Annotated in this window: 23 protein-coding genes; 8 read left to right on the plus strand and 15 right to left on the minus strand. The window is 46.0% G+C overall.

Features of this window, described 5'->3' with window-relative positions:
- Positions 1–365 precede the first annotated feature (365 nt).
- From BUB19_RS00005 to BUB19_RS00020, 4 genes are all read left to right on the plus strand, one after another.
- Positions 366–866 carry a pyridoxamine 5'-phosphate oxidase family protein gene (locus BUB19_RS00005; protein WP_073089766.1) on the plus strand — a complete coding sequence of 167 codons (501 nt, stop codon included), beginning with the start codon at positions 366–368 and terminating at the stop codon, positions 864–866.
- Positions 867–874: 8 nt separating this feature from the next.
- Positions 875–1,222 (plus strand): DUF4412 domain-containing protein, encoded by a 348-nt coding sequence (locus BUB19_RS00010; RefSeq protein WP_073089770.1) that lies wholly within the window; start codon positions 875–877, stop codon positions 1,220–1,222.
- Between the two features lie 444 nt (positions 1,223–1,666).
- Complete coding sequence (locus tag BUB19_RS00015) at positions 1,667–2,095, plus strand: Fic/DOC family N-terminal domain-containing protein (protein ID WP_084096866.1); 429 nt, start codon at positions 1,667–1,669, stop codon at positions 2,093–2,095.
- A gap of 175 nt (positions 2,096–2,270) precedes the next feature.
- Positions 2,271–3,011 (plus strand): NAD(P)-dependent oxidoreductase, encoded by a 741-nt coding sequence (locus BUB19_RS00020; RefSeq protein ID WP_073089773.1) that lies wholly within the window; start codon positions 2,271–2,273, stop codon positions 3,009–3,011.
- A 105-nt stretch (positions 3,012–3,116) separates the two neighbouring features.
- Here BUB19_RS00020 and BUB19_RS00025 read toward each other — a convergent pair whose 3' ends face one another.
- On the minus strand, positions 3,117–3,962 hold the full coding sequence (locus tag BUB19_RS00025; protein ID WP_073089777.1) for an OmpA/MotB family protein: 846 nt from the start codon (positions 3,960–3,962) through the stop codon (positions 3,117–3,119).
- A 195-nt stretch (positions 3,963–4,157) separates the two neighbouring features.
- Between BUB19_RS00025 and BUB19_RS00030 the strand changes: the two genes are divergently transcribed.
- The gene (locus tag BUB19_RS00030) at positions 4,158–7,364 is read left to right on the plus strand and encodes a DUF1553 domain-containing protein (protein WP_073089779.1); all 3,207 of its coding nucleotides are present in this window, start codon (positions 4,158–4,160) and stop codon (positions 7,362–7,364) included.
- A 1-nt stretch (position 7,365) separates the two neighbouring features.
- Positions 7,366–8,853, plus strand: coding sequence for a DUF1501 domain-containing protein (locus tag BUB19_RS00035; RefSeq protein WP_073089781.1), 1,488 nt, complete (start codon positions 7,366–7,368; stop codon positions 8,851–8,853).
- Between the two features lie 103 nt (positions 8,854–8,956).
- Here BUB19_RS00035 and BUB19_RS00040 read toward each other — a convergent pair whose 3' ends face one another.
- The 8 genes from BUB19_RS00040 to BUB19_RS00075 all read right to left on the minus strand — a co-directional run bounded on the left by BUB19_RS00040 (position 8,957) and on the right by BUB19_RS00075 (position 15,162).
- Entirely contained in the window at positions 8,957–9,232 is a 276-nt protein-coding gene (locus tag BUB19_RS00040; protein ID WP_073089786.1) for a hypothetical protein, read from the minus strand.
- Positions 9,233–9,314: 82 nt separating this feature from the next.
- On the minus strand, positions 9,315–9,686 hold the full coding sequence (locus BUB19_RS00045; RefSeq protein WP_073089792.1) for a BlaI/MecI/CopY family transcriptional regulator: 372 nt from the start codon (positions 9,684–9,686) through the stop codon (positions 9,315–9,317).
- 92 nt (positions 9,687–9,778) lie between these two features.
- Positions 9,779–10,393, minus strand: coding sequence for a hypothetical protein (locus BUB19_RS00050; RefSeq protein WP_073089795.1), 615 nt, complete (start codon positions 10,391–10,393; stop codon positions 9,779–9,781).
- On the minus strand, positions 10,393–10,986 hold the full coding sequence (locus tag BUB19_RS00055; RefSeq protein ID WP_143155865.1) for a hypothetical protein: 594 nt from the start codon (positions 10,984–10,986) through the stop codon (positions 10,393–10,395). The genes BUB19_RS00050 and BUB19_RS00055 overlap by 1 nt, the downstream gene beginning before the upstream one ends.
- Before the next feature lie 97 nt (positions 10,987–11,083).
- Entirely contained in the window at positions 11,084–12,379 is a 1,296-nt protein-coding gene (locus BUB19_RS00060) for a DUF2254 domain-containing protein (RefSeq protein WP_073089802.1), read from the minus strand.
- Between the two features lie 88 nt (positions 12,380–12,467).
- Positions 12,468–12,944 (minus strand): DUF4199 domain-containing protein, encoded by a 477-nt coding sequence (locus tag BUB19_RS00065; RefSeq protein ID WP_073089805.1) that lies wholly within the window; start codon positions 12,942–12,944, stop codon positions 12,468–12,470.
- Positions 12,945–12,983: 39 nt separating this feature from the next.
- On the minus strand, positions 12,984–14,042 hold the full coding sequence (locus BUB19_RS00070) for a CNNM domain-containing protein (protein WP_073089808.1): 1,059 nt from the start codon (positions 14,040–14,042) through the stop codon (positions 12,984–12,986).
- Between the two features lie 79 nt (positions 14,043–14,121).
- Positions 14,122–15,162 carry a quinone oxidoreductase family protein gene (locus BUB19_RS00075; protein ID WP_245802740.1) on the minus strand — a complete coding sequence of 347 codons (1,041 nt, stop codon included), beginning with the start codon at positions 15,160–15,162 and terminating at the stop codon, positions 14,122–14,124.
- Positions 15,163–15,338: 176 nt separating this feature from the next.
- On the opposite strand from BUB19_RS00075, the gene BUB19_RS00080 reads away from it, so the two are divergent.
- Complete coding sequence (locus BUB19_RS00080; protein WP_073089811.1) at positions 15,339–16,559, plus strand: DSD1 family PLP-dependent enzyme; 1,221 nt, start codon at positions 15,339–15,341, stop codon at positions 16,557–16,559.
- A gap of 69 nt (positions 16,560–16,628) precedes the next feature.
- Here BUB19_RS00080 and BUB19_RS00085 read toward each other — a convergent pair whose 3' ends face one another.
- Complete coding sequence (locus BUB19_RS00085; protein ID WP_073089814.1) at positions 16,629–17,819, minus strand: cation:proton antiporter; 1,191 nt, start codon at positions 17,817–17,819, stop codon at positions 16,629–16,631.
- 629 nt (positions 17,820–18,448) lie between these two features.
- Here BUB19_RS00085 and BUB19_RS00095 point away from each other — a divergent pair.
- Positions 18,449–19,792: a tetratricopeptide repeat protein gene (locus tag BUB19_RS00095; protein ID WP_143155866.1), complete on the plus strand. Its 1,344-nt coding sequence runs from the start codon at positions 18,449–18,451 to the stop codon at positions 19,790–19,792.
- A 294-nt stretch (positions 19,793–20,086) separates the two neighbouring features.
- Here the strand turns inward: BUB19_RS00095 and BUB19_RS00100 are convergent, their stop codons facing one another.
- From BUB19_RS00100 to BUB19_RS00120, 5 genes are all read right to left on the minus strand, one after another.
- On the minus strand, positions 20,087–20,779 hold the full coding sequence (locus BUB19_RS00100) for a nucleotidyl transferase AbiEii/AbiGii toxin family protein (protein WP_073089821.1): 693 nt from the start codon (positions 20,777–20,779) through the stop codon (positions 20,087–20,089).
- Positions 20,776–21,294, minus strand: a complete 519-nt coding sequence (locus BUB19_RS00105) for a hypothetical protein (protein ID WP_245802741.1) — start codon at positions 21,292–21,294, stop codon at positions 20,776–20,778. The genes BUB19_RS00100 and BUB19_RS00105 overlap by 4 nt, the downstream gene beginning before the upstream one ends.
- Positions 21,295–21,684: 390 nt before the next feature.
- Positions 21,685–23,973 carry a DUF2357 domain-containing protein gene (locus tag BUB19_RS00110; RefSeq protein WP_073089824.1) on the minus strand — a complete coding sequence of 763 codons (2,289 nt, stop codon included), beginning with the start codon at positions 23,971–23,973 and terminating at the stop codon, positions 21,685–21,687.
- A 3-nt stretch (positions 23,974–23,976) separates the two neighbouring features.
- Positions 23,977–25,557 (minus strand): McrB family protein, encoded by a 1,581-nt coding sequence (locus BUB19_RS00115; RefSeq protein ID WP_073089827.1) that lies wholly within the window; start codon positions 25,555–25,557, stop codon positions 23,977–23,979.
- Positions 25,558–25,921: 364 nt separating this feature from the next.
- Positions 25,922–26,293, minus strand: a complete 372-nt coding sequence (locus BUB19_RS00120; RefSeq protein WP_073089830.1) for a GxxExxY protein — start codon at positions 26,291–26,293, stop codon at positions 25,922–25,924.
- Positions 26,294–26,488: the final 195 nt, after the last annotated feature.

Consider the following 26,488-nt stretch of genomic DNA (forward strand, 5'->3'; position numbering starts at 1 on the left):
CGGAGCAGGGTTTCTTTGCTTTCAGACGTCTGGTATGGGCGAGAAGTTTATCCCGATGCAGGGCCGGCTGCGGGCTGATTCGGGAAGCCCCAGCGAGGACAAGCCGTTAATAAAATGTCCCCAAGGACATTTTTAGGCTTGGGCCAGGGATGCAGGGTAGGTACATAAACATTTTTAACCTTGTTCTTCGGAGCAGGGTTTCTTTGCTTTCAGACGTCTGGTAGACGAGAAGTTTATCCCGGTGAACATTTGAATCTTTTTGGAATGTCTTTTGCACTCCTATGATGGGCTGCTGGAAAATTTTTCTGTAGAACAATTTTTTTCAGCTAGCTTATTTCATTTTATTCACTCAAAATCAAGGAGATATGTCGAGTCCGGAACACAAGAAATTAATTTGGAACCTCATCAAGGATATTAAAGTGGGGATGCTTGTCACCAAAACTACCGAAACAGATGAAAGCTTGAGGGCGCGGCCTATGAGCCTGGTGCAGGACGCCTACGACGGCACCCTGTTTTTTTACACCTCTAAAAGCGACGCCAAAGCCTTTGAAATCGCAAATGATACGGATACCTGCCTTACTTTCAGCAATCCCAAAGACAATGTATATGTATCCCTTTCCGGAAAAGGCAACATTACTAAAGACAAGGAATTGATTGACAAATACTGGAATCCATTTGTAGCTGCCTGGTTTGAGAATGGAAAAGAAGATCCTGACCTGGCGATGCTGGAAATCAAAATACATAAAGGAGAGCATTGGGACTCAAAAAACAACAAGCTGGTACAGCTATTCGAAATTGCCAAATCCAACCTGAAACCATCAGAAACCCCGGATTTAGGCGAGAATGAAAAATTTGGGACGAAATAATCGTTTCTGTGACCCAGGTACCGCCGACCTCAGGATTTGAATCCCGGACCATTGAAGGCTATTCCTGCGAAAAGGTATATGCCGAAAGCAGTGATTATAAAGCCGAGATGTGGATTACCCATGAGATCCCGCTCAACATGATGCAAATCTTAAGTTATCAAACGGTAGGGGCCGGAAAATCGCAGGATGAGCTGGAGCAGTTTGAGCAATTCGGCGTAGATGGGCTTCCTCTTCAGGTAAACCTCAGCAGCAAACAAGGGAAAGCAGCAGTTCAACTCAACCTGATCAATTTTCAGGATTCGGTAGATGAGGCCATTTTCAGTAGCTTGGGCCACTCACTGTCCCAGGTGGAATAAAGATTTCTAAAGGCTGGTTTTTATCGGAATAGCCCACCAGGAAAAACCTTTCCATGGTACACCTATTGGAAAGGCACCAGGACCATACCTTTAAATCGCTTATGGATCATCGTCTACCCAACTGGAAGAAATTAAAACAAATCTTGAACCGGATCCCGGTCAGCCATGCCGATTGAAGTTATTAAGGAGATAAATGGAGATACCTCCCTCAAATTCACGATAACCTATATCCAAACTCCTTCAAAACCTGGGAACCTGCTAGATTGGCTTTCCATTGCATGATAAATTAAGAACACTTTGGCAGAGCATTGGGAAAAGTTTAAAAACAACAATTTTTTTTAAAGAATTTCACCATATTCTTAAAAACATCCTTTCCTTATTAAAGATTTTAATTATTTTCTTAAATTAGTGAAAATACTAATGAATAAACCATGAAGAACTTTCATGAAGAACTTTAAAGCGGGGACCTACATTAATCAAGGATCCTTCAAAAGCGTTATCTCTGAAGAGATAAATAGAGAATGGACGCTTGATGATATGGAGGTAATAGAGCTATTAAGCCAGGCAGATAGACAGCTTGGTAGACTTGACATGTACTCGGAACACACGCCAAACATTGATCTCTTTATTTCCATGCACGTTTTAAAGGAAGCTACCAAATCTAGTAAAATAGAAGGGACCAAAACGAATATTGAAGAGGCGTTGCAAGACAGAGAAGAGCTTAAAGAAGAGCAACGTGATGATTGGGAAGAGGTTCAGAACTATATCAATGCACTGAATTCAGCAATTAAATCTCTTGATGATTTACCCTTGTCGTCAAGGCTTATTAAAATGGCTCACGGGAGCAAAAAGAGGAAAACAGTATTGGTTTGACGATTATATCCGGCTATTTAAATAGATATTCTGATTAGGCCCGAAAAGATTTATATTACAGGTTCCCCTGTCCGTTAGTACCTGGAAATACATGTAATGAATATCATCCTGAATGCTGTTCCGACTGAGAGAATTTAAGCACTGAGCAGTTTTACTGATGTAAGGGAATATAACTATGGTAAACCATAAAACAGTAGTCTTAGGTGCAAGTGGTGCCACAGGAAAGCACCTCGTAAGCCAACTGCTGCACTCGGGTCAAAACGTCAAGGTTATCGTTCGCCCGGGTGCAAAAATACCGGATGTCTGGTCGGAGGATGAAAATATCAACATCATCCGGGCTGAGATATCAAAAACCGATGAATCCTCTCTGGCTACCCTTGTCAGGAATTGTCATGCAGTAGCCTGTTGTCTGGGCCACAACCTGACCTGGAAGGGGATTTACGGGAAACCACGGAAATTGGTAAGCCAGGCTATCCAACTGCTTTGCAAGGCCATTTCCTTAAACGAACCCGAAAAGCCGGTAAAACTCCTCCTCATGAATACGGCAGGAAACCAAAACAGGGACCTGTCAGAACCCATCTCCTTTGCAGAAAAATGCCTGATCCGCCTGATCCGGGTGGTGTTGCCCCCTCATACCGACAATGAAGCGGCGGCCGAATATATTAGAAGCCAAATCGGCCAATCCCATCCTTTTATTGAATGGGTGGTGGTGCGGCCGGACACACTTACAGACCGGAAGGAGGTAAGTGACTATGTGCTTTGTCCTTCACCCAGCAGGAGCGCGATTTTTAATCCGGGCAAAACCAGTAGAATAAATGTAGGACATGTTATGGCAAAGCTAATCAAAGAAGATAGCTTCTGGGAAAAATGGAAAGGACAAATGCCCGTCATCTACAACGATGAATATTCATCCTAACAGCGGAGGTATCGGTGCCGGCCATCGGGCTAAACGGCCCCAGCCTGCAAGAGGAAATCTTTAACATAAAAAAGCCCGATCACATGACCGGGCTTCTCTTTGGGATCACATCATCGCAAAAAACTTGTCCAGATCCGGAATCAGAATGATCCGTGTCCTGCGGTTTTTAGCCATGTTCTCCGGACTATCATTTTCTACGAGCGGAAAGAAACTGCTTCTCCCTGCAGCGATCAACTGCTCCGGAGCCACACCGTGTTCCTCCACCAGTTTCCTGACGATAGACGTAGCACGTTTTACGCTCAGGTCCCAGTTATCCTGAACGGTAGCTGTAGAGATAGATCTGGGATCTGTGTGTCCCTCCACCATTACCTCCAGGCTGGGCTCAGAATTGATCACTGCCGACAACCTCTCCAGCAGCGGATTGGCTTGCTGGTTTACCCGGAAACTACCGGTATTGAACAGCAGACGGTCTGATACCGATATCATCACCACCGTCTTGTCCACATCGATTACGATATCCTCGTCCTGTCCCTCTTCGTGGCCGCCTATGGCCGAAAAGAGGTTATGAGAGATGGCCAGGTTCACGGAGTCCTCCAGCGTCTTTGCCTGAGCCAGTTTTTCCGTATCGATCTGGCTGATCGTCTGTTCCAACTGTTTTCTCAGTTGCTCGGAGACGAGAATATCTCCATTTTGAGTCATCATCTTTCCGGTTCTCTCCAGCAATTGCTCATTGTCACCGCGAAGGGAATTGATCTTGGCATTGTACTCTGCGACCCTCCGTTCGATCTGTTCAAATTTGGCCTCCAATGCTTCCTTTTCTGTGGTAGTCTGTGCCAACTCAGCCCGGGTGCTGTACAACTCTCCCTGCAGGGAAGTATATTTCTTTTTCGAAACACAGGAAGCCATGCCTCCCAGCAGCACTAAAGTGAAGATAAATGGTAGCTTTTTCATGGTAAATTAATCGTTGGTTTTAGATAGAATAGCTCCATTTCAAAAACGAGGCCAATTTTAAAATGCGCTAACGGACAAAGGAATACAAGGGAAATTCCTTTCCACCAGAGGGCTTATTATTTTATGAAAATATGGGAACTGAGTAAAATTTCGGCTAATTTTAGATTTATTCATCCATTTGTCCCAGGTAAAATAATGTTGCATCGTATTTTATACCTATTAAGTATCATTCTGGTCTTTGCCTGTACGCCGGATCTGCCGGACGAGGTAGAAATGGCCATGGCGGATCTGCCGGAGCAACTGGACTTTAACCACCATGTCAAGCCCATTCTTTCCGACAATTGCTATTCCTGCCATGGACCCGACGAAGCTGCACGGGAGGCGGGGATCAGGCTAGACCTGGCCGATGCGGCTTATGCTGCCTCAAAGGAAAGTGGCCTCATTCCCATCAATCCGGGAAATCCGGGAAAAAGCGAGGTGATTCGCCGCATTCTCTCGTCTGATCCCGACTACCTGATGCCTAGTCCGGAATCACACCTTACGCTATCTGCTCGCCAAAAGGCAATACTTGTCAAATGGATCAAAACCGGTGCGGAATATAAAAAACACTGGGCATTTATTACTCCTTCGCTGCCGGCTTTGCCCGATACTGATAACCGGCAATGGTCTGAACAGCCCATTGATCTGTTTGTAGGCCGGAAACTAGAGGAAAACGGCTTCAGTCCCTCGGAACAGGCAGACAAAGAATTGCTGCTGAGAAGACTGAGTCTGGACCTTACCGGATTGCCTCCCAGTCTGGAGGAGCTGGATGCTTTTCTAGACGACGATTCACGGCAGGCCTATGAAAAACAGGTAGACCGGCTGCTGGCATCTCCACATTATGGTGAACAAATGGCCATGCACTGGATGGACCTTGCCCGCTTTGCCGATACCCACGGATATACCGTGGACCGATACCGCGACATGTCCCCCTGGAGGGACTGGGTGATTCAGGCCTACAACCAGAACATGCCTTACGACCAGTTCATTCTGGAGCAGTTGGCAGGAGATCTCCTGCCCAATCCCACAAAAGACCAGATGCTGGCCACAGCATTTAACCGCATCCACCCCCAAAATATGGAAGGAGGCATCGTAGAAGAAGAATTTCGCGTGGAATATGTGGCAGACCGCACCAATACGCTGGGAAAGGCATTTATGGCCCTGAGTCTGGAATGTGCCCGCTGCCACGACCACAAGTACGATCCTGTCAGTCAGAAGGAATACTTCCAACTGAGCAGCTTTTTTAACCAGGTGGACGAGGCTGGTCAGATTTCCTGGGACAATGCCATGCCGGTACCAACCATGCTCTGGACGGATACCGCAAAAGACAGCCTTTTGGACATGCTCACAAACGAAGTGGACCAGGCGGAAAATACACTTGAGCAAATCAGAAAAGACCAGGCTGCTGCACTGGAAGACTGGATCAGCCAGGAGCAATACAGGAAAATTGATGCTGCCGGCCCCAACCGTCATTTACAGGCCCATTTTGATTTTGAGCAGGTACCCATGCGAAACCGGCTGCAACCTTCGATCACCGGCGTGATGGAAAGCAATGAAGTAAAAAACCAGCAACCCGAGCTGGTAAGCGGCAAAAAGGGAAAAGCCGCACTTCTTGATGGAGATGCCTGGCTCCGGATGGGAGGAGTAGGTAGCTTTGGCAGAAGTCAAGATTTCAGTGTAGGTATCTGGGTCAATATTCCAGAGCAACTGGAAAATGGTGCCCTGTTTCATACCGGGACTGGCGCGGTATTGTACAACAGGCGAGGCTACCACCTCTATCTGAAAAATAACCGCCTGGAAATGACGCTTGCCCATACTGCCCCCTACAATGCCATCATCAACCTCAGTAAGGAGGATGTGCCACGCGGGGAGTGGATACACCTGATGATGACCTACGATGGCTCGTCAAAGGCCAGTGGACTAAAGGTATATCTAAACGGTCATTTGATGGAAAGCGAGATGCACAGGGACAATCTCTACAAGGACATACTCTTTCCGGGCAATCAACAGCCAGGGCTGCAGATAGGGGCCGTATGGAGAGGCAAAGGACTCAAGGGGGCTACGGTGGACGAATTTCAGGTGTATGACAGGGAGCTCACTGCTTTGGAAATCATGGCATTGATTCAGCCGGGAGCCCTTAAAGCTCTGAAGAATAAGGCAGCTACGGCTCTTACCACCCAGGAAAAAGAGTTATTAACCAGCTATTACTGGAGAAATATTTCTTCGGCCTACAACAAACAATGGCAATCCCTGGAAGCCGCCAGAAAAAAACAGGCTGAAGCTGTAGAACCGGTCCAGGAGGTCATGATCATGCAGGACATGGAGCCCAGACGGCCTACCTATGTGTTGGAAAGAGGAGAATACCATGCCCATGGAGAAGAGGTACATGCCGGCACGCCGGAATCCGTTTTGCCTATGGACAGCGATCTCCCCAAAAACCGTCTCGGCCTGGCCAAATGGCTTTGCGATGAACGCCACCCGCTTACCGCAAGGGTAGCGGTAAACCGGCTCTGGCAGCAGTTTTTTGGCCGGGGCCTGGTGGCTACCGCAGCAGACTTTGGCAACCAGGGAGAAATGCCCAGCCATCCGGAATTGCTGGATTGGCTGGCGGTCACTTTCCGGGAGTCTGGATGGAATGTAAAAAAACTGCAGAAAATGATCGTTATGTCCGCTACCTACCGGCAGTCTTCGGTGACCAACCCGGAACTTTTGGAGAAGGATCCGGAAAACTTCTGGCTTGCGCGGGGACCCTCCGGAAGGATGCCGGGAGAAATGATCCGGGACAATGCGCTGATGGCTGGTGGCATGCTGGGCAAAACCATCGGCGGCCCCAGCGTGAAGCCATACCAGCCCGACGGTCTCTGGTCGGTCAACGGCGGCCAATACACCGAAGATAGCGGCGAAAACCTCTTCCGCCGCAGCCTGTATACGCTGTGGAAAAGATCTGTCCCCCACCCTACCCTGCACATTTTCGACAGCCCGGAACGGTCTGAATCCACCATTAAAAGGCAGGAAACCAATACCCCGCTGCAGGCATTGGTGCTGATGAATGATCCCATATATGTTGAAATAGCCAAAGTAATGGGGGCCAGTATCACCCGGCACCAGGATGCCCGGCAGGGCATCCGGGAAGCCTTCCGAAAACTTACCGGGAGGCTTCCGCAAAACCGGGAAATCGATGTTTTACTGGCATTGAGGGACAATGAACTCGACAAATTTAAAGATGCACCCGAAAAAACAGCCGGATGGCTCAATACCGGTTCCTACCCGGTAGAAGCTCATCCAGACAGGCTGGCATGGGCCGCCAATACGGTGGTAGCCAGTGCTATCCTAAACTCGGATGCTACCATAACCAAAAGATAACATGTGTCATCACCATAAACAACACCGATTTCAGGGCATACCAGAGCTCCACGAACTGGAAAAAAAGATGGGTAGAAGGGATTTTCTGTCCAGAACGGCCATGGGCATGGGCGCACTGGCCCTGGGCTCTATTTTTACCCAGGATGGTCTGATGGCAAAAAGCCTGGGTCCCGGCGGGGGATTACCCGGACTGCCCCATCATCCGCCAAAGGCCAAGAGGATCATCTACCTGTTTCAAAGTGGCGGCCCCTCCCAACTGGACCTGTATGACTACAAGCCCGCATTGGACAAGATGCATGGGAAGGATCTTCCGGAGTCCATTCGCGGGGGCCAGCGGCTTACCGGCATGAGTGCCAACCAAAGCATTTTTCCCGTGGCCCGGTCTGCCTTTGAATTCAACCAGTACGGACAGAGCCGCACCTGGGTAAGCGAACTCATGCCCTACACCGCTGAAGTGGTAGACGATTTGTGTTTTATCAAGTCCATGATCACCGAGCAAATCAACCATGATCCTGCCATTACTTTTATGCAAACCGGCCACCAGCTCCCCGGCAGGCCCTCCATGGGTGCCTGGATGTCTTATGGACTGGGATCAGAAAACCAGAACCTACCCGGCTTTGTGGTGTTGGTGTCCAAAAATGCCGTCAGGGACCAACCCCTTTATGCCCGGCTGTGGGGCAATGGCTTCCTGCCCTCCCAGCACCAGGGCGTACAGTTCCGCTCGGGCAAGGACCCGGTTTTGTACCTTAGCAATCCTGAAAATTATGAGGGAGAAGACAGAAAGGAAATGCTGGATTACCTGAAGGAGCTGAACGGCCTGCAATACAATACCTACGGGGACCCGGAGATCAATGCCAGGATATCGCAGTATGAAATGGCCTTTCGCATGCAAAGTTCTGTACCGGAGGTAAGCGACCTATCTGATGAGCCCGACTGGGTTTTTGATCTGTATGGTGAAGACAGCCGGGATCCCGGAACTTACGCCGCCAATTGCCTGCTGGCCAGAAAACTGATCGAGAAAGATGTCAAGTTTGTCCAGTTGTATCACCAGGGCTGGGATCAGCATGGCAATCTGCCGGGGGGTATCCGAAACCAGTGTGCCAAAACAGATCAGGCCACGGCGGCTCTGATCAAGGATTTAAAACAAAGGGGCCTTTTGGAAGATACCCTGGTGGTTTGGGGAGGTGAATTTGGCAGGACGGTTTATAGTCAGGGTACGCTCACAGAAACCAACTACGGACGCGACCACCACCCCAGGTGTTTTACCATGTGGATGGCTGGTGCCGGTGTCAAGCCAGGTTTCTCCTATGGTGCTACCGATGATTTTGGCTACAATGTGACTCAGGATCCCGTACATGTACATGATTTTCATGCCAGCCTGCTGCACCTCTTCGGGGTGGACCATGAGCAATTGATCTTCAAGCACCAGGGGAGAAGATTCCGGCTCACAGATGTGGCCGGAAATGTAGTCAATGACTTGTTTGCCTGATTCATTTCTTTTAATCGAACTCCCCCTGGAGAAATCCTGATCAGTGACAGGATCCAGGGGAAGTTAGTTTTATAACGGATTTTTAGTTATTTAGGATAAATTTTTATCGGGTGTAAGTAAGTTTGATTTTACCTTTGACCTCTCCCTCAGGTGTGTCCATGCTTACCTGATGTAGAGTCACCAAACTATCCTCATTCAGTTCAATGAGCTGATATTCCTGATCCGGCTGGTCCGCTGTACTGGTCCTTAAAATTCCATCATTTACCTCCCAGTGTCCTTCTCCATTCTGGTTCCCCTTCGGATCAAATATTTTGTAGCTTCCGTCTGCCCGGATCAAAAACCGGCCGCCTACATGCAGCGCCTCTCCTCCGGCCACCATGGCACTGACATCCGGGCCGGACAGTTGTTCAAAGGAAAAAGAAGTGCTATATTGGCTTTGATAGCATATTCAATCCAGTACATCACTTTTCCTCCTTTTCCATTTGATCGACAATATGCTGCAATTCTTTTATTTCTTTTTTTGTCAGCTTTTTCTCCTGAACCAAAAAGGACAATACATTGCTCACCGATCCGTCAAAAAAATGAGCCATCATTTTATTGAACCTTCTTTTTCTGTAGAGTCCCTGGGGTATAGCAGGAAAGTAAACGTGCGTTTTACCATATGCCTTATGGTCTACGTAGCCCTTCTTTTCCAGGAGACGTACAATGGAAGAAACAGTAGTGTATGGAGGCACAGGTTCCTCCATCTTGTCCATGATCTCTTTTACCATGGCTTCTTTTAACTGCCAGAGTATGAGCATGACCTTTTCTTCATTTTCGTTCAGTTCTTTCATGAAATAAATGCATAAATACTTTTTTAATTACACAACTATTTTTTAGTTTATTTACTAACATTTAGTTGTGTTGTGATATTGATAGCTTTTTTTCAGAAACTAAAATGAATGGCTGGCCCCCAGAAACTACTGCGCACCCGCAGGCGATCGTCCATAAACAGTCCCGCTTCCAGACCTAAACGCCAACGATCCCCCAGGTTTTTGCGGATGGAGATCTGAGCAGGAAAAATCAACCCTATCTGGTATTGTTCTACCAGGTTAAAGCCCCGGTAGGCGCCGCGATCTTCATCGAAGAATATCGGTTGGTAGAAGCGGTTTTCGTCTATCGCCAAACCAAGGCCCAGGCCAATCTGTCCTCTCAGGTACAGCGGAAGGGGAAATTTCCTGCCAATAAGGAACGAAAAGTGATCCGAAATGAGCTCACTTCTCGTGGGCAGACTCCCATTCAGTAATGGGGTTTCGGCCACAGATTCGCGAAAATAGGTATTGAAGGAGCGGTTATACACCGTGCCCATCGCCCAGTCCGGCCTCCAGTCATAGGTAAAACCTACCGAAAAGTTCCAGCCCCGAGCCGGTCTTTCGTAGCCATAGTCGCGGTTCAGGGCAAAGGATCCCAGCCCTATCCGGCTTTCCAGGCCCTGGGCCTTCGAAAAATGTCCCAGACCAATCAGCAAAAGAAATAAAATGGTCGATTTGAAATTCATCATCAGAATAGGATTCGGATTTCAGGCCCCAAATGGAAACCGCCAATGGCATAAAACGGCGTAAAAAACAAACCCGACTTAAGCCCTACGGTACCGATGCTGCCCAGAGGTCTGGATAAATTCAGCAATAGGGGCATGCTAAAATCCCGGCTGGAAAGTGCAAAGCCGGTCTGTACATCCCTTTCGTCGGGAAAGCTGGCCAGGAAGAATCCTGGACCAGAGCCCACGGCCAGATTCCAATCCTTTCCGAATGCAAAATTTCTTTGCAGCGTCCAGTAGATCAGGTGTACGCTTACCGCCGACCTTTGCGGCAGCCCGGAGTGCTGTGAGCCCTCCGGGGCATAGGTAAAACTTCCAAACTGGTAATGGGAGCCTAGAGATAGCTTACCTTGAAACCGGTAATCAAAACTCAGGCCCATGGAATAACCCAATCGGGCACCCGGGTACCTGCCATAATCATTGGGAGTAAACATTCCCGACTGTACACCTATGGAATACTGCTGGGCCTGAGCACCGGTAGAAATTATTCCTGCCAACAGTAAAATGAAAAACAGCACACACCCGAATGCAGGAAAAAAAGTAAATCTTTTAAGCACTTTTAATATAAGCCTATTTAAAATCTCCATTTCAATCAGCCCAAATGCTGATGGGATGCAATATTACGAATAATTCCTTTGTAAAGGATGTTACGGTTCAGGATATTTTTTTGTAGCGCTTTTCCAAATCATCCAAATCCTTTGCTTCATCAAATTGCTTTTTCGCCAGGTTCCAGGTCATTTCCGCGTGTTTTTTTACTGCCTCCCGCTGCTCCACAGTTTGTGCAAATTTGTTTAGCGTCACCATGCCTTCCATCAGCCGGATGATCACCGGCGGACTGTCTCTGGCAAACTGCCTGATGGCGTTGAATGCGGCATCCATCATGCCATCGAAGGTGAGGACAGCTGCTTGTATGCGCAATTTGCCGGAGTCGTCTTTCCGGTAGGGAGAGGGAAATTGCACCTGGGTAAGGTATGTCAGGCTGCTACAAAGGTTGTCGATACAGGAAATTGCCGTATATGGGTCGTTAATGCCAGGAGAAAGCGCTCTTGCCGCTATTTCTACCATCTGGTGAATGGCGTGTTCGGCATCCTGTTGCGGAGTTCTTGTTTTGCCTCCCAGAAAATGCTTCCTGAGGCGATCCAGGTCGTCTTTTGCAAGGCTTTTATTGGAATAGATTTTGCCCAGGTCCAGCTTTTTAACCAGATAACTTCCCGGATGATGGTACAATTCTATAAAAATGTCCAACTCCCTTGCATCATTCATCAATCCCTCGCTATCAATGTATTGGAGATACCCGTCAAAACCACAACCGAGGTGCTGAGATTGGTTGTAGCCGCTTTTTACCCCTTCTGGATCATGCTCTTCCAAATCCTCTCCCATATTTTGTGGAAACAGGCTTTTCAGGCTGTGGGATAGGTTTAATGAGATATTGCCGATTATATAATCTGCCTGTATACTTGTGGCTACATGGTGAATGAATACAATCAGCAGGATGATATTGGCAATCGCCATAAGCAGGGAAAAAGCCACAGAAAAGTAAGGAATAAATTCCATATCTCCCGCATGCTTTACAGTGTTGAGTACGATCAGGCAATAAATGAAAAGGGATACGTAGGTACCCAGCACAGTTTGGTTGATGCGGTCATACATAAAATTTTTGACCATTCTCGGCCCAAACTGATTGCTCGCCAGGGTAAGCGCCACCAGGGTAATGGAAAATACCGTGCCGGCTACTCCGATCATGGCGCCGGAAATAATGGTCAATATATCCGTGGCGGCATCGGGGCTGCCGGGAAAAAAGAATTTGGTGACTTCGCTGGGATCAAAGTCCGATTGGCTGTCCCAGTATACCAGCATAACTGCCAGAAAGATGCCGGAAAGGATAATGAAAACTGGTACAAACCAAAAAGTAGACTTTAGCTCTGACCACCAAAACAAGAGTTTTTTCATGATATAAAATGGAATGAATTGTTGGAAGGTACCTAAAAAACCCAACAAATCTATCCCTGGGGTTGATTTTTGGCAGTGGCAGCGGGTTTTATTTTTTCCTGGTAAACAAGGCTACTATCGCCGCTGTCAAAATGCCCATTATCGGTGCCCCCACGATGCTTTGAATCATGTAGTTGCGCTTGGAAAAATATTCTTTTGCGGCTTGCTCTTCCATATTTCCGGATGCCACTGCATAGGCAGCCGCGTTGTCCAGAAAATCCGGAGTAATAACGTTTAGGGTAAGCCACATGGTCAATGGCGTCAAAAGAGTTACCACCAGGGTGATAAAAAGCCCCGCTTTGAAGCCCTGTCCATAGCTCATGCTTCCGCCATAGTATTTTTTTCTTTTTTCTAAAAGACCCAAAACGTAAATGGCAATGGCCGGAATAGCCACAAAATTGGTATAAATGGCATGTTGCTCAATGTACGGCCCGTGAAGTCCTGCCACCCGCTCCAGCACCATCCAAAGCAGGCTCATCAGCCCAAATATGAGTCCCCATTTGATTTCTGTTTGGTATTTTTTCATGAAGTATCGCTTATTTCATGGAGTGAAGTCCAAAAACATTTAATCTATATTTTCTCCGGGTGGAAACAAACCCATTTTCATCGCCCGCTTCTTCCACTTCATACGGGCCAGTTCCTGCATGTCCTTTACTCCATCCGTTTCATCCTGTATTTCCAGTCCAAGCAGCGTTTCGAGAATGTCTTCCATGGTCACAATACCGGCCAGGCCTCCATATTCGTCGGTAACCATGGCAAGGTGCTCCCGCGCCTGCATCAGCTTTTCGAGGACTTCCGGAATAGGATCTTCCACCGCTACCACGATAATATTTCTCTTCAGGTCCTTCAATACATAGCCAAACTGGTCCTGAGCCAGCTTTTCCAGCACATCATACTTCAAAATATAGCCCGTAACCTGATCGATGGATTCTTCATAAATGGGTATCCTGGAAAATTTTTTAATTCCCGGATGCAGCAAAAATTCTTTCAAACCCATGTTTTCTTCCAGGGCAACCGTCACTGTTCTTGGTGTCATCACATGGTATACCAATATGGACTGAAAGCGAATCAGGTTATAAATGATTTTAGATTCATTTTCCTCCAGAACACCCTCCCTGGTCGCCATATTGGTCAGCGCCGCCACTTCTTCCCTACTGGTTTGCTTCGCCCCCTGGTCTTTGAAGAAACGGGTCATCCACTCCGACACCTTTACCAGCGGATAAATGGATAGAATCATGAAATTGAGGATTTTACCCATAATGGGTGCCATTTGCTTCCAATAGGTAGCGCCCAGGGATTTCGGGAAAATTTCTGAAAAAACCAGGATGGCCAGGGTCAGTAGCGCAGAGATCAGTCCAAAATAGGCTTCTCCGAAGATCTTTGTAGCCTGAGCGCCCACCCCTGCAGCACCTACCGTGTGGGCGATGGTATTGTAGCTCAATATTGCTGCCAGCGGACGGTCCACGTTACTCTTGAGCTTTTCAAGCGTATTGCCGTAGCTTTTGCCTTTTTGTTTCAGTGATTCGATATAAGACGGAGTAATGCTTAACAAGGCAGCCTCCAGCGCGGAACATACAAATGATACTCCTATGGCCAGAAACAAATAAAAAAACAAGAGTATCATCTATTTCCCTCTGATTTAATGGTATTGAAATCGGTTAACAGCCGGCAAAAGGCGTCTACTGGTAAGGGTTTGCTTTGTATTACCACTGTACATACACTTTGCCGGTGCTGGTACCGGATTCAAGCAATTCATGTGCCGCCCCTATATCCCTGGCAGCGAATGTCCCCCCTACATGGGGTTTGACCTCCTCTTTTTTCCATAAATCGACCAAATCATGCAGACATTGGCCGATAATGTCTATGCGGTGATCCGCCAGGCGCAACATATTTACCCCGATAAGGGTATGGGATTTCATCATCATAAACAGGGGGCTGAAAAAACCGGTTTTCAGTAAAAATGCCAGATCATTGAACAAATGTGCTTTTTGTCCGCTTCGCGCAGCCCCGCCAAAGCAAAACAACCGGCCCCCATGGGAAAGCAGCTTGAAGTCATTTTTGATGCTGCTGCCTGCTACGGTGTTGAAGATCAGGTCTATCTTTCTCTTGCCAAAGGCTTTTTCAATGGCCTGTGCATAATCTACCTCTTTGTAATTGACAGGAAAATCTACGCCTGTTTTTTCCAGATAAGCAACTTTTTGCGCTGAGCTGCAGAGTCCGATCACCTTTAGCCCGCTGCGTTTACAAAGCTGGGTGAGAGCCGTGCCAACGCCCCCGGCGCAAGCATGTATCAGCGCTGTCTCCCCCGCATGCAGCCTGCCCAGGTAGTCTGTCATGTAGTAGGCTGTACAATATTGCGTAGCGAGAGCGCAAGCTTCTCCCCCGGGCATGTCTTCCGGAATGGGTACAACTGCCCTGTAGTCTGCCAGTGCTACATCGGCATAGCCCCCAAAACGGGTAAATCCCACCACGCGTTTGCCCTGCAATTCCCCCGGCACATCGGAACCCATACCTGCTACCCGACCAGTGATCTCATAACCGGGTACGAAAGGAATTTTCGGCGCCTCCTTGTACAGGCCATTCCTGGCCATTACGTCGGCATAGTTCAAGCCAAAGCCCTCCACCTCTACCAGTACCTGACCGGATGCGGGTGTGGGGCGGGAGACCTGCTGCAGCTCGAAAGCCTCCCTGGCTGCTCCATGTTTTACTATGGCGATTTGTTGCATGCTATTTTCTAAAGTCATTTCAATATAGCTCTTTTTTGAGGAAGAGAAAATCTTAGGGTTGAGGCTGAAGGCAATTATTTTCACCCATTGTGCCGGGACTGGTTGATTTTAGAGAAATATTACCCGCTGCGGTAAAATCATAAGGTTGCATTCAACCAAATTACTTATTTTTAAACTCACCAAAACCACTTTCCATGGCACATCATTTTGACCGCAGAAAATTCCTTCAGTACACCGGTATGGCTGGCGGTGCATTTTTTCTTCCGGGAAAAAGTCCCGCAGGACAGCCACTTCTTCTGAGCAACAGCGAAATCGGCCTTTCCAAATGGGAGCTGGAGACTCCTTCCCTCTGTCTGGAGCTGGAGGTGATGGAAGCCAATCTCAAAAAGGTGCACCAGGCCCTTGAGGGCTCGGGCATTGGCGTACGCCCCCATGTCAAAACCCACAAAAGTCCCTACCTGGCGCAACTGCAGATGGACGCAGGCGCTGTCGGTGTGTGCGCTGCAAAATTGTCTGAATCTGAAATCATGCTCGAAAACGGGATACCCCAGGTGCTCATGACAGGGGTAAACGTGACGAAGGGAAAGATAGAAAAAGCCATGGCCCTGAGGAAAAGGCACCCCGGTTTTATCCAGGCGGTGGACAACCCGAAAAATGCAGCTGAGCTGCAGGATGCAGCCCGGTCTGCGGGGGTTACCGCAGATGTAGTGGTAGACCTGGATGTGATCAAAAGGTCGGGAGTGCCAACCGGGAAGCCTGCTCTTGAATTGGCGCAGCTGGTAGACCGTGCTCCAAACCTTCGCTTTTTGGGAATATTGGCCTATGATGGCGGTGCGCAGCATATGCGCGGGCATGCCGCCAGAAAAGCCCGTACCATTCAGACTTTTGAACCCGTGGTGGCTACCTATGAAAGCATGGTAAAATCGGGATTGAATGTAGAAATTTTCAGTGGAGCCGGCACCGGCACCTATGACATGATGGGCGAGGTGCCCGGATTTACCGATGTACAGGTAGGCAGCTATCTCTTTATGGATACCCAGTACATGGCTATCGGCAGCCGGGATAACGATACCCTTTACGACGATTTTGATCCTTCCCTTACTGTCATGTGCACCGTGATCAATACCAATCATCCAAACCGGCTGATTACCGATTCTGGGGCCAAGGCCTTTACCATCAACAAGCCCGGCGGCATGGTCATCGGCGAGCCGGATTTTAGCTACAATGCCGGGTCGGATGAATACGGTACCATTACTTTTGACCGCTCCAATAAGACCTACCGTGTTGGAGACAGACTGGAGGTGATCGTGCCGCACTGTGACCCGGTCATCAATTTGTACGTCCGGATTTACGGCATTCGCCGGGGAAAGGTAGAAATGATCATTCCGGTAATGGCCAGGGGCATGTCCAGGTAGCATCTTTCCACTTCTGTTGCGGGCCGGATCCACTGGTAGCCTACGGCGCGGATCAGTCTGTAATGCAGCTCAACCGGTCTCTTTCGGGGCTTCCGCCGCTTTGGGCCTGGCGGTGAGCATGCCCACCATCATGGCCACAGAGGTAAGGATAATTACCTGTATGATCAGGGAATCGTTCACAATATCGATCGCCAAAGAAGCGGGAATGCTGAGGTAGAGCAATATGGTCACCAGGCCACGCGGAGCAATAAACAATAGCGGGAGGATTTTTACTTTAAAGACCTGCAGGATCAATACCCTCAGTAGAAAAATACCGCCGGTGATGGTTAGCGACCAGATCAGCGTTTCGGTATTGATCAATTCGCGGGTATTGATCAGGAAGCCGAAAACCAGGAAAAACAGGGTGCGTATCAAAAAAGTGAGTTCCATGGTCAGCTCCTTGAATTTTCTAATCTCCTTCTTGAAACTTTTGGTATGCAATTTTTTGACAAACAACTGCTGCTTGAGTTGGTTGAGGTTGCCGATAAATAAGCCGAATAGCAGAATAAATATCAATGCCGGCAGGTGATACATTTCCGAGACTGCAAAAATGAGCACAATGACCAATATGATCGGCGCAAATTTAACGGGATGCTTGATCCTGCTGATCAGAAAGGCCAGGATAATGCTGGCCACGAACGTAATGATGAGTATCAATACAATTTCTCCGAAAAAATAGCCCACCGAGGCCACACCTATCCTTTCATTTTCCAGGAGAAAATTGAAAAAGATTACACCAAAAATATCTGAAAGGCTACTTTCATAGGTGACAAATTCCTTGTTTTTCGCACTCAGGTTGTTTACCGAGGGGATGGCAATGGCACTGCTGATCACAGCGAAGGGAATGGCATTGAGCAGAGCGGTTTTGAAGGTGACATCTGCAAACTGACGGAAAACGAAAGCCATACCAAAGCTGAAAACCAATACCGGTATGATGGCGATCAAAATGGCCCGGCCCACAAAAGAGAACTTGGATTGGTCAAAATCGAGTTCCAGGGAGCCCTCCAATACGATGAGCACCAGCCCGATGGTGCCCAGAAAGGGGAGTACCGTACTGAGGTCCGGAATGCCCAGCCAGAAGATCTCCGCCAACTGCTTTACTGCCCATCCCAGGGCAAAAAGCAAGATCACAGGGGGTATTTTGGTCCTGGCCGAAGTAATATCGAAAAAATAGGCCGAGAGCATCAATATACACAAAGCAATGATTATCGGTAAAGTCATGCAGGGCTGGTTGGTTTTAGATTGAATAAATAATGCAAACCCTAAAAATCGCTAAGAAGTTTGGTAAAGCCTTAATTTACGACAAATGATTCCAAATTAAAAGTTTCCCTTTTCTACTGTGGTTTGTGTTTAGGCAATAGAACCCTATAAAGTACATAAGGGCACCGAAGGGGTTGATTGTTAATAAATTTGCCCACAAAAAACTTAATTGGTTACAATAACGAGATTAATGTAAAAAATGGCCAATTTGAATCAATAGAAATTAGTGGTTTTTTCGGGAAAAATTTATATTGTGTTGGTCCAAAGCTTGCAATAGATGAAAATAACCAGGCGATTCCTAAAGAATTTAGTTTACCAGGTTAATGGTGCTGCCATTGAGGTACATAAAGCATTGGGTCCAGGACTTTTGGCAGGAAGCAACTTGACCTTTCACAGGCAGGCTTTCCATCCTCATTTCGATCTCTCCCAAAACGAAAAGGACCGGCCAGCATTTGGCAAAAAAAAAGAATAAAGGTTTTGACAGTTTCTAACAGAAACATTTCCTAACTTACTGAATCCCAATTCACATGCGCTAATTTGGTTTTTACGATCAAAACCCCTGTTTCCTGATCCATTAAATTTAAACGGCTATGAATAAAATAATCTCAGGAATGCTTGCCCTTGTTTTCGTTGCCGTTTCGGTACAGGCGCAACATGCAGATGCGAAAGCCGCTGCGAGAGCCATGACCGCTTACAATCTCGATCCCCATGCTTCAAAAGAAAGGCTTAAGGAAGCCCTAGCCGCCATCTTGCCGGACCCTGTTGGCGAAGATGTGGGCGATCCGAAATTTTACATCCTGAAAGGGGAAATATTGAACACATTGGCTAGCCAGATCGTCGTTGTGAAAGAGACCGGCCTGGGTTCTTTAGATGAACTTCCGCAGGTAGAAGGTGTAGCGGTCAAGGCTTTTAACGCGCATGCAACTGCTGTAGAAAAACATGCACAGGCTATCAATTCGCCGGGGTATCTTCTTCGGGATGTGCTGAAAGGTATCCAGGAATCACAAGGGCACCTGTACAACTTTGGGATCTACGCCTTCGAAACCCGGGACTACGGATCGGCTTATCTCAACTTCTCCTCGGGTCTGGCCGCCCATGAAATCCTGAAGAAAGAAGGCCAGGAGAGCGTTTTGGATGATGCCATCGCCATGATGGACCAGAAATACACTACGGCCCTGGCGGCCCTGAACAACAACATGACAGAAGCGGCCAGGCCGCTCTTTGAAGAGCTCTACCAGGCGAATTACGATCAGGCGGCTATCTATGAATCCCTGTACACCATCCATGCCAGCGGCGAAGACGCCGACCTGCAAACTGCCTACCAGTACCTGAAGACCGGTAGGGAAAAATATCCCGGGGAAGTATCCCTGCTGTTTGCCGAGATCAACCATTTCCTGAAACTCAACCGACCCGATGAACTCATTGATAAATTGAAAATGGCCATCGAAAGCGAACCGGACAACCTGACACTCTATATCACACTGGGCGGGGTATACGATAACTTGTACCAGCGCGAATCCGCTGCCGGAAACAGCGACCTGGTCGGGAACTACTTCGACCAGGCCTTCAGTTATTACCATCAGGCCCTGGAAAAAGATCCGACCAATTTCGACGCGCTGTATAGCAGCGGTACCCTGTACTACAACCGCGCTGCTGGTCTGACGACGACGTTGAAAGAGCTGTCCCGGGACTTCAGCGCAGCGGGGATGGAGAAATACGAAAAGAGGGAAGCTGAAGTATTCGCTGCCTTTGGCAAGGCACTTCCCTATTTCCAGAGTGCGGAAAGGATCAACCCGAACAGCGTGGAGACGCTCATTGCTTTAAAGGAAATTTATGCCAGAAATAACGAACCGGAAATTTCAAATGCCCTAAATGAGCGCCTGGAGAACCTGCAGCAGGGCGGCATCAATGAAACCGCTTTTTTCAACGAATAGACAGCAAGCCAATAGTTCATCTGCTTATCGCCCTTTAAAAAATATACGAATGCTTACCTGATTTTGTGCCGCATCAATTCCGTCAGGCTGCAGGGAAATGGCAGGGCCGAAGCCCGTTCTTGCCTTATATCCCGACAGACCCATCAATTCCCAGACAGCGCCTTGAAATTCCGGATCTATTGCGGGCGGGTAATTTATTTGTTATAACTTGTTTGTCCTTTCTGAACACCACTAGCATTTTGATTCTCCTCACTTAGCTGGTGGATGATGTAATGTTCTACGCTATTGAGTTCGTTAAAGCTCACGTGCCAGTTTGTTAAATTTCTGTTTTATTTCCTGATACTGCTCATCGGCATTTTCAAAGAATAAATGACCCGGAATAGCACCCATTGCTATCGGATCATTCATCAACCGTTGTACAGATTCTCTTACATATAGACCAGCATCGTCAGTTGCGATTACTATTTGATCTACGATTTCAGATGTGTGATTAAACAGGTACACGATATCCTCCAAATCCTTACTGGCATAAACGTCCTTGATGCCCCTATGAAAAAACGCATCGAACTTTGTTGCAAGGAAGTAAGGCAAAGGCAATACCTTAATTTTGGTTTCATCTATTAAAACGGGTATAGCCTGATCGAATCCTTTCGAAAACCATTGATTGCCTGGAGCCCAGCCAATTCCCTGTGTTGACATCACATCTACCGGCAAGTCATCGTATTTGAATCGACAGGTTACCGGGGAGTCTGCGGCTTCTTTAAACCCTTTCTGATTGAGTAAAATGCGAATACGCTCCAACTCCCACGCCGTGGTAATTTGAAATGTAACGTCAATATCCTTAGTCGGACGAATGTCTTCCGCATAGGGATCATCTATGTAAAGACTGACCATGGCGCCACCTACAAACACCACTTCCTCGCACAAGTCATCCAGCGCCTTGGCCACTTTCAAGGTAGCCAGTCGATTGATCAACGTGTTTTTCACAATAACCTGCTTTTAATCATATCCATGGCCAGGTTACGCTCACGCGCACGGCCAACTCTTACAGCATCTACAAGTGCCAATAGTTCATACAGCGAAGCATCTGACTGGATAACCTGCACGACAGATGGGTATAACGGTAAAATAGAATGTCCTCGTGCTGTGCCCTTTGCCGATGGCCACACGTATTTCTCCTCACTTACAATTTCCTCGGATAATGGCAAAGCACTGTGTGCAGTTGGAAAGCCGCGTTGAACCATGCCGGGCTGCTGTGGAAATACATAGGGTAGGCCATATTGAATGAAATCAATTAATGCCTGGCGTTGTACCATCCGCCCCTTGTCAAAAACCAACCGAGCATACGAGGAGCGAGCGATGGATTCACTAATCTCCGACTGACTCAAATGAAGATCTCGTGACAAGGAAGTCTGGGTCCAGGAAGTATCCTGCTCAAGAATGAGCTTCAAAATGACCACTACATCCTGCGGTCGCATGACCGAAATTCTCATTTTATTCATTATTATTATGTATCGCGATACGCAATAATAAGGTATTTATAAATGATTTACAAGTATTTACAACTAAATATCGCTTATCTCGATATACGATATTTTGATCCTTCCACATAAGCGTATAGGTCTTCTCAAATTTTTCTCCGTGTAAACCTGTGTTATCTATACATCACCTTCAATGACTGTGATAGCGTCAAAAAAGGAAAACCACATAAACGGTATAAGGGCCTGGATGGGGCTACGATAAAGGTATGGTTGCTAAAATACCTTATCGGGTTTAAACACGTTATTCCATATTCGAAAACTGATTATTCACGATAATCAAACCGGGATAGATTTGATTTCAGCACCGATTTGCCAGGGCTATTTTTTGCCTTTATAAAGAAATACGAATGCTTACCTGATTTTGTGCCGCATCAATTCCGCCAGGCTGCAGGAAAACGGAAAAGCTGAGGCCCTTCCGGGGGAATAGTTTGCTAGCTTTTTGAAATCCCAGCTTACCCCTTGAAATTCCGGATCGCTTACCCGCTCCAAACGTATGAGCAGGTAATGATCCTGAGAAGGATCCGGATAACCTGTTTTGATCATGTCTTCTTTCGAAAACACCTTGGGGCCTTTGCTGACAATCCGCCATAAGTCTCCAGATTGCTTGTCTCCCGCAGTGTGTAACAATAAATACCTGGATCCCACGGTTTCTCTATCCAAAATAAGCGAACCCGAACCTGATCCCATTCTAAAATTGTAAAGTTTATTTATTGCAATCCAGGTATATTGTTCCTTTGAATGGTAATAACCAACTAAAACAAAGGTTTCATCCGGAATCAGGCTTCTATTGGAATGGTAGGCTTCTGGTAGTGCTTCCCTTATTTCACTATCTGATTCAGGAGGATCTTTGTGAATGTCAAAAGTTCTGAAAGCGGTTTTTTCTCTTTGGGAAGCTCTATTTATAAAATGATCCATGATTTCCAGAATAAAGGCCTTTAGCTCTCCAATTCCGCTATCAGTCTTCATTGGTCTTACCGGAAAGGCACCAAGGCCGGGAATAATTTCATGAAAGCCTCTTTTCGTTAAAGGTTTGTCTCCCGGATACAACACATAAGCTCCAGCCGTCCTCCGAATGGCGTCTTTGTAAGCATGCATCTTCAGCAGATCGGCATTTTTGTAAACCCCTTTCCTGTTTTCATTTTTTTCCTGGTCCAGCTTCCCTTCGGTATCCGGGTTCAGGTAATCCCACAGGTTCGCAACTTTATACTTTGCATCAAAATGAACGTGAACGATCAATTCCTGCCTTTCCGCCTCCGCTTCCGATATTCCAACAGGCCAGAACGATAGCGTGTAATCCGGTCTCAAAGCGGTAGTCCAACTTCCTGCATCAGGATAATTCCTTTTCCCAGAGAATGAACGGTTATAGGTATACCGGATATTTATTTTTCTACTTCCCGAATCATAAATTCCTTGAAGGAGAGTTGATGTCCCTTGCTTGATCCGCAGACTCAAGCCATCGTCTGTCGGTTCAATCAAGTCAGAAATATCCTTCGGTTCAATGGAAACGATATCCTCGAGCAATTCCAGTAATTTGAAAAACAGCCAGTATTCGTACAGAGTAGCGATGTCTTTTTTCCCAGCTCCGTAAACATCCTCGCCACCTTTCCAGATCAACTTTGCTGCAAGGTCAAAAAGGAGCCAAACGCGCAACACTTCACGATATCCTTCCTTTCGTTGAAGCACAGGGCTATTCAACTTCAGCGTATTAGGACTTGAGATATCTCTAAATACGGTATGGTGCAATTGACCCTCTAGCTCCTGAATAAGTAAGTAAGACTCCTGATATAGTTTTTTGTGGTTTTTTGCCTTGGCTATGGAATTAATATCTGTACAGAATTTCAGAAAGGTTTCGAGTGCATATTTGATAAACCTATTTTCAGGGGTATCTACAGAATCTGTTTTTCGAACAGTGGTAATTCGCTCTGGTAAAGTTTTAATCCCAAACCCTTTTAAATAATGATTTTCGGGCAATACAGTCCGATTTCCCGTGCTGAGTATTTGCCGAATATTTGAATTAGAAAATCTCCGAACATTTCGGATATCTCTTGTTTCCGAAATGTCCGCCCATTTGGTAACAGGCATGCTGACTATTCTATGAACGGCCTCAGCAAATTCATCTGTTCCAATCACCGATTTGACAAATGCAAAACGCTGATAAAGGGTTTTGCTGTCCTGATTAAAATCAATTTCAAAGCGGTGAGATACAGGTGAATTGGCATGCAATAATAAATCGGTACATTTTTCGGTGATCATGGCCAGCATGTCCCGATAATCATCCCGATACCCTGATTTTACAGATTGTACTTCCAGGTAAATGTCAGCCATTTTTTCGCCGGTCTCATTCTGTATCAGCGGTAATTCGAGGGTCCCCACATAAATATTAGGAGCAATAGTGCCCAGGTTGGGCCTGCGCTTATGTGCCTGGACAATGTTATCGAACGGGTCTGCAAGCAGATAGTCTTCACTGTTAATCTGATAATCGTAAAAACAACCCTCCACCAACTGAATATTTGCTTCGTTATTTTCTGAGGCACTATCAGAGGCATCAAAAAGTGTTTTTGGCTGCCGGGCATCAATCCATAGACGCAATCCTTCACTTACAGAATCTAGGTTAATCTCTATGGAGTCCGAAGATATCATAGATCAAGCCTCTGCAAAACTTGCAAATCCATGGTCTAAGGCTCCTTTGTACATTCTAGAAATTTTTTCTAGCGACAAAGGATAAATTACCCTTGAGTCATTGTATTCAAAAACTTCGTTTTCAAACACTTCTTTCAAGACATTTGTACCATCTGAAAAACAAAATGTACCCAACGTTTCCAGTACAGGGCAGAGTTTTCTTCGTGAACCATGCAACTTGGGAAGTAATTTTTGCATGATAGCAATATCTATTTTCTGGGCTTTTGTAAGGTTACTATCTAAAACGGAAAGGTGATGAACCAATCGCAAAATCTCTGTGGCACTCCTAAAGCCAAATTCCGCTCCTGTCTTTTTTAATTCCCCAAAAAATTGTATCAATGTCTCATTTATTTCATTATCTGATTCCAACGTTTTGCTTGATGCCATGCCTAAAAAACTTTTAGCCATTCCTGAACCCTTGCCGGTTAAGGCATTCATGTTAATGTTTTTAATATTGCCCAGGAAGTATTTCATTTCATCCTGCGTAACCCGGAACTCAATGGTATTGGCTCTGTCTAGCACCTTTGGACTGAACATATTTGTGGTTTCGTCTATGTTGACTGTTCCGATAATAAATAAATTGGAAGGGACTTTTAGTTTTGCAGGAACACCGTTTTCTACTTTTGTTTGTCCGTATAATGGTATTTCTTCTTTTGATTCCATTGCGCTTAGGAAATCCGCAAAATACCGTTCCACATGGCTCAGATTCATTTCATCCAAAATCAAAAAGTGAGGTAAATTCGGATGACTATTTGCCCGAATGATCAGATCAAGTACGCCACTGTCAGGCTTTACATATTCTTTGGGATTTAAGGCATTGGGGTACCCCAACAGGGGTTCACGATTGGTCCAGTCGGCACCCACTGGAATGAGGCAATATTGGTTTTCATCTTGGCATATCCATTGCACAAATGCTTGTGCTAATTTGGTTTTTCCTGAACCAGAAAGGCCGGTGAGAATTACGAATGGCTTGGTGAGGAGGGAGGCCGTTAACCTAATTAGCAGTTCGTTCGAATACCTTAATTCTGAGGCATTCAAATCTTCAATCAATAGACTTAATTTAAATTCCTCTCGGTCTTTTTCTAAGTCTGTAAAAGCATTCAGAAAATCAACATATTCAGTTATTAAATTATTTAAATCATTATCTATTACATCCTTTGAAGGCAGGTTTTTTACATCATATGTTTTATAAATATACGATTCTCCATATCGATCGGGATTTTGAGAATATTTTTCTTTAAAAAACCTCGTAATGGTTTGTCTATTTTTAGCTTTCCAATTTATCTCTGGTTTATTCGTTTCGCTTACTCCATAGGCTAAAATTAATAAATCGTAATCTTTGAAATATAAGTAAACAGGATATATTCCATTGCTAGTTGTATTCGGCTTTCGCAGAAAGGAAATCCAGGGTATTCTTGCAGTGTTCCCTTTTCCGAAGCTTACACTTACTTTTGTTCCGGAGTACTCCGATTCATAGTGTTTCGTTTTTAAGTTATCTGTCTTTGCTTGACTTAAAAATTTCAGTAATTGATCATAAAAGCTCATGAAACATAAGGATTAACTTTTCTCGTTTTTCTCTAAACCGTATGCTACGATATTTTCAAAAAAACTACATAATGACGAAATTTCCCTAACAATATAGTGGCTTTTTTTGGAAGGGAAAAATGCATTTCCATGAAATTTGTCTTTCGGGTTTTAGTGGCCTTTATACGGATATAGGCCAACCAATCCCTGGTGCCACCGTTTTTTTCACCACAGATTCTCACGGATTTACACAGATTTTTTTTCGGCTTCTTAAATATTAACCTGCCTTTCACCTGGTTATCTGCGTTAATCTGTGCTATCTGTGGTGCCTCCACTTTTTTTCACCACGGATTTACACACATTTTAGGTTATTAGGATCTGTCATTCACATGATAATTCTTGTGATTCCTTTTTTCATATCCTGGGCATTGAAATTCAGCAATAAACCTACCTTCAATCCGGATAATTTTAAATAAGTCATGACTTGTGCTCTATGGATAGGAGCAATTGCTTCTACAGACTTTATTTCTACAATGACCTGATCGTTGATCAACAGATCTATCCGATAGCCGGCATCCATTTTTATTTGGTCGTATTGCACTGGAAGCGGTTTCTGTCTCTCTACCTTTAACCCTGCCTTAAGTAATTCATGCTCCAAACAAACTTCGTAAGCAGATTCCAGCAGCCCAGGTCCTAATCCGGAATGAACCTTGTAGACGCATCCAATGATTCGATATGTTAAATCATTCAATTCCATAGGGATGAATCAAATAAATCTTTGGTGTATAGTTTTTTCACCACAGATTCGCACGGATTTTCACAGATTATTTTGGTTCTTTCTACTTAACCTTATTATCCATAATTTATCTGTGTTAATCTGTGGTATCTGTGGTAAATTCCTTTTTCACCACAGATTCGCACGGATTTTCACAGATTATTTTGGTTCTTTCTA

Origin of the sequence: Cyclobacterium lianum, assembly GCF_900143075.1 — a bacterium.
GTDB classification, from domain to species: Bacteria; Bacteroidota; Bacteroidia; order Cytophagales; family Cyclobacteriaceae; genus Cyclobacterium; species Cyclobacterium lianum.

Bases quoted from the DNA above. Each gene is read 5' to 3' on its own strand.
- BUB19_RS00005 (WP_073089766.1), top strand. From the start codon at position 366: ATGTCGAGTCCGGAACACAAGAAATTAATTTGGAACCTCATCAAGGAT.
- BUB19_RS00110 (WP_073089824.1), bottom strand. From the start codon at position 23,973: ATGATATCTTCGGACTCCATAGAGATTAACCTAGATTCTGTAAGTGAA.
- BUB19_RS00080 (WP_073089811.1), top strand. From the start codon at position 15,339: ATGGCACATCATTTTGACCGCAGAAAATTCCTTCAGTACACCGGTATG.
- BUB19_RS00085 (WP_073089814.1), bottom strand. From the start codon at position 17,819: ATGACTTTACCGATAATCATTGCTTTGTGTATATTGATGCTCTCGGCC.
- BUB19_RS00035 (WP_073089781.1), top strand. From the start codon at position 7,366: ATGTGTCATCACCATAAACAACACCGATTTCAGGGCATACCAGAGCTC.
- BUB19_RS00060 (WP_073089802.1), bottom strand. From the start codon at position 12,379: ATGAAAAAACTCTTGTTTTGGTGGTCAGAGCTAAAGTCTACTTTTTGG.
- BUB19_RS00020 (WP_073089773.1), top strand. From the start codon at position 2,271: ATGGTAAACCATAAAACAGTAGTCTTAGGTGCAAGTGGTGCCACAGGA.
- BUB19_RS00075 (WP_245802740.1), bottom strand. From the start codon at position 15,162: ATGACTTTAGAAAATAGCATGCAACAAATCGCCATAGTAAAACATGGA.
- BUB19_RS00120 (WP_073089830.1), bottom strand. From the start codon at position 26,293: ATGGAATTGAATGATTTAACATATCGAATCATTGGATGCGTCTACAAG.
- BUB19_RS00040 (WP_073089786.1), bottom strand. From the start codon at position 9,232: ATGGTGGCCGGAGGAGAGGCGCTGCATGTAGGCGGCCGGTTTTTGATC.
- BUB19_RS00095 (WP_143155866.1), top strand. From the start codon at position 18,449: ATGAATAAAATAATCTCAGGAATGCTTGCCCTTGTTTTCGTTGCCGTT.
- BUB19_RS00065 (WP_073089805.1), bottom strand. From the start codon at position 12,944: ATGAAAAAATACCAAACAGAAATCAAATGGGGACTCATATTTGGGCTG.
- BUB19_RS00115 (WP_073089827.1), bottom strand. From the start codon at position 25,557: ATGAGCTTTTATGATCAATTACTGAAATTTTTAAGTCAAGCAAAGACA.
- BUB19_RS00025 (WP_073089777.1), bottom strand. From the start codon at position 3,962: ATGAAAAAGCTACCATTTATCTTCACTTTAGTGCTGCTGGGAGGCATG.
- BUB19_RS00050 (WP_073089795.1), bottom strand. From the start codon at position 10,393: ATGATGAATTTCAAATCGACCATTTTATTTCTTTTGCTGATTGGTCTG.
- BUB19_RS00030 (WP_073089779.1), top strand. From the start codon at position 4,158: ATGTTGCATCGTATTTTATACCTATTAAGTATCATTCTGGTCTTTGCC.
- BUB19_RS00070 (WP_073089808.1), bottom strand. From the start codon at position 14,042: ATGATACTCTTGTTTTTTTATTTGTTTCTGGCCATAGGAGTATCATTT.
- BUB19_RS00015 (WP_084096866.1), top strand. From the start codon at position 1,667: ATGAAGAACTTTAAAGCGGGGACCTACATTAATCAAGGATCCTTCAAA.
- BUB19_RS00105 (WP_245802741.1), bottom strand. From the start codon at position 21,294: ATGAATAAAATGAGAATTTCGGTCATGCGACCGCAGGATGTAGTGGTC.
- BUB19_RS00045 (WP_073089792.1), bottom strand. From the start codon at position 9,686: ATGAAAGAACTGAACGAAAATGAAGAAAAGGTCATGCTCATACTCTGG.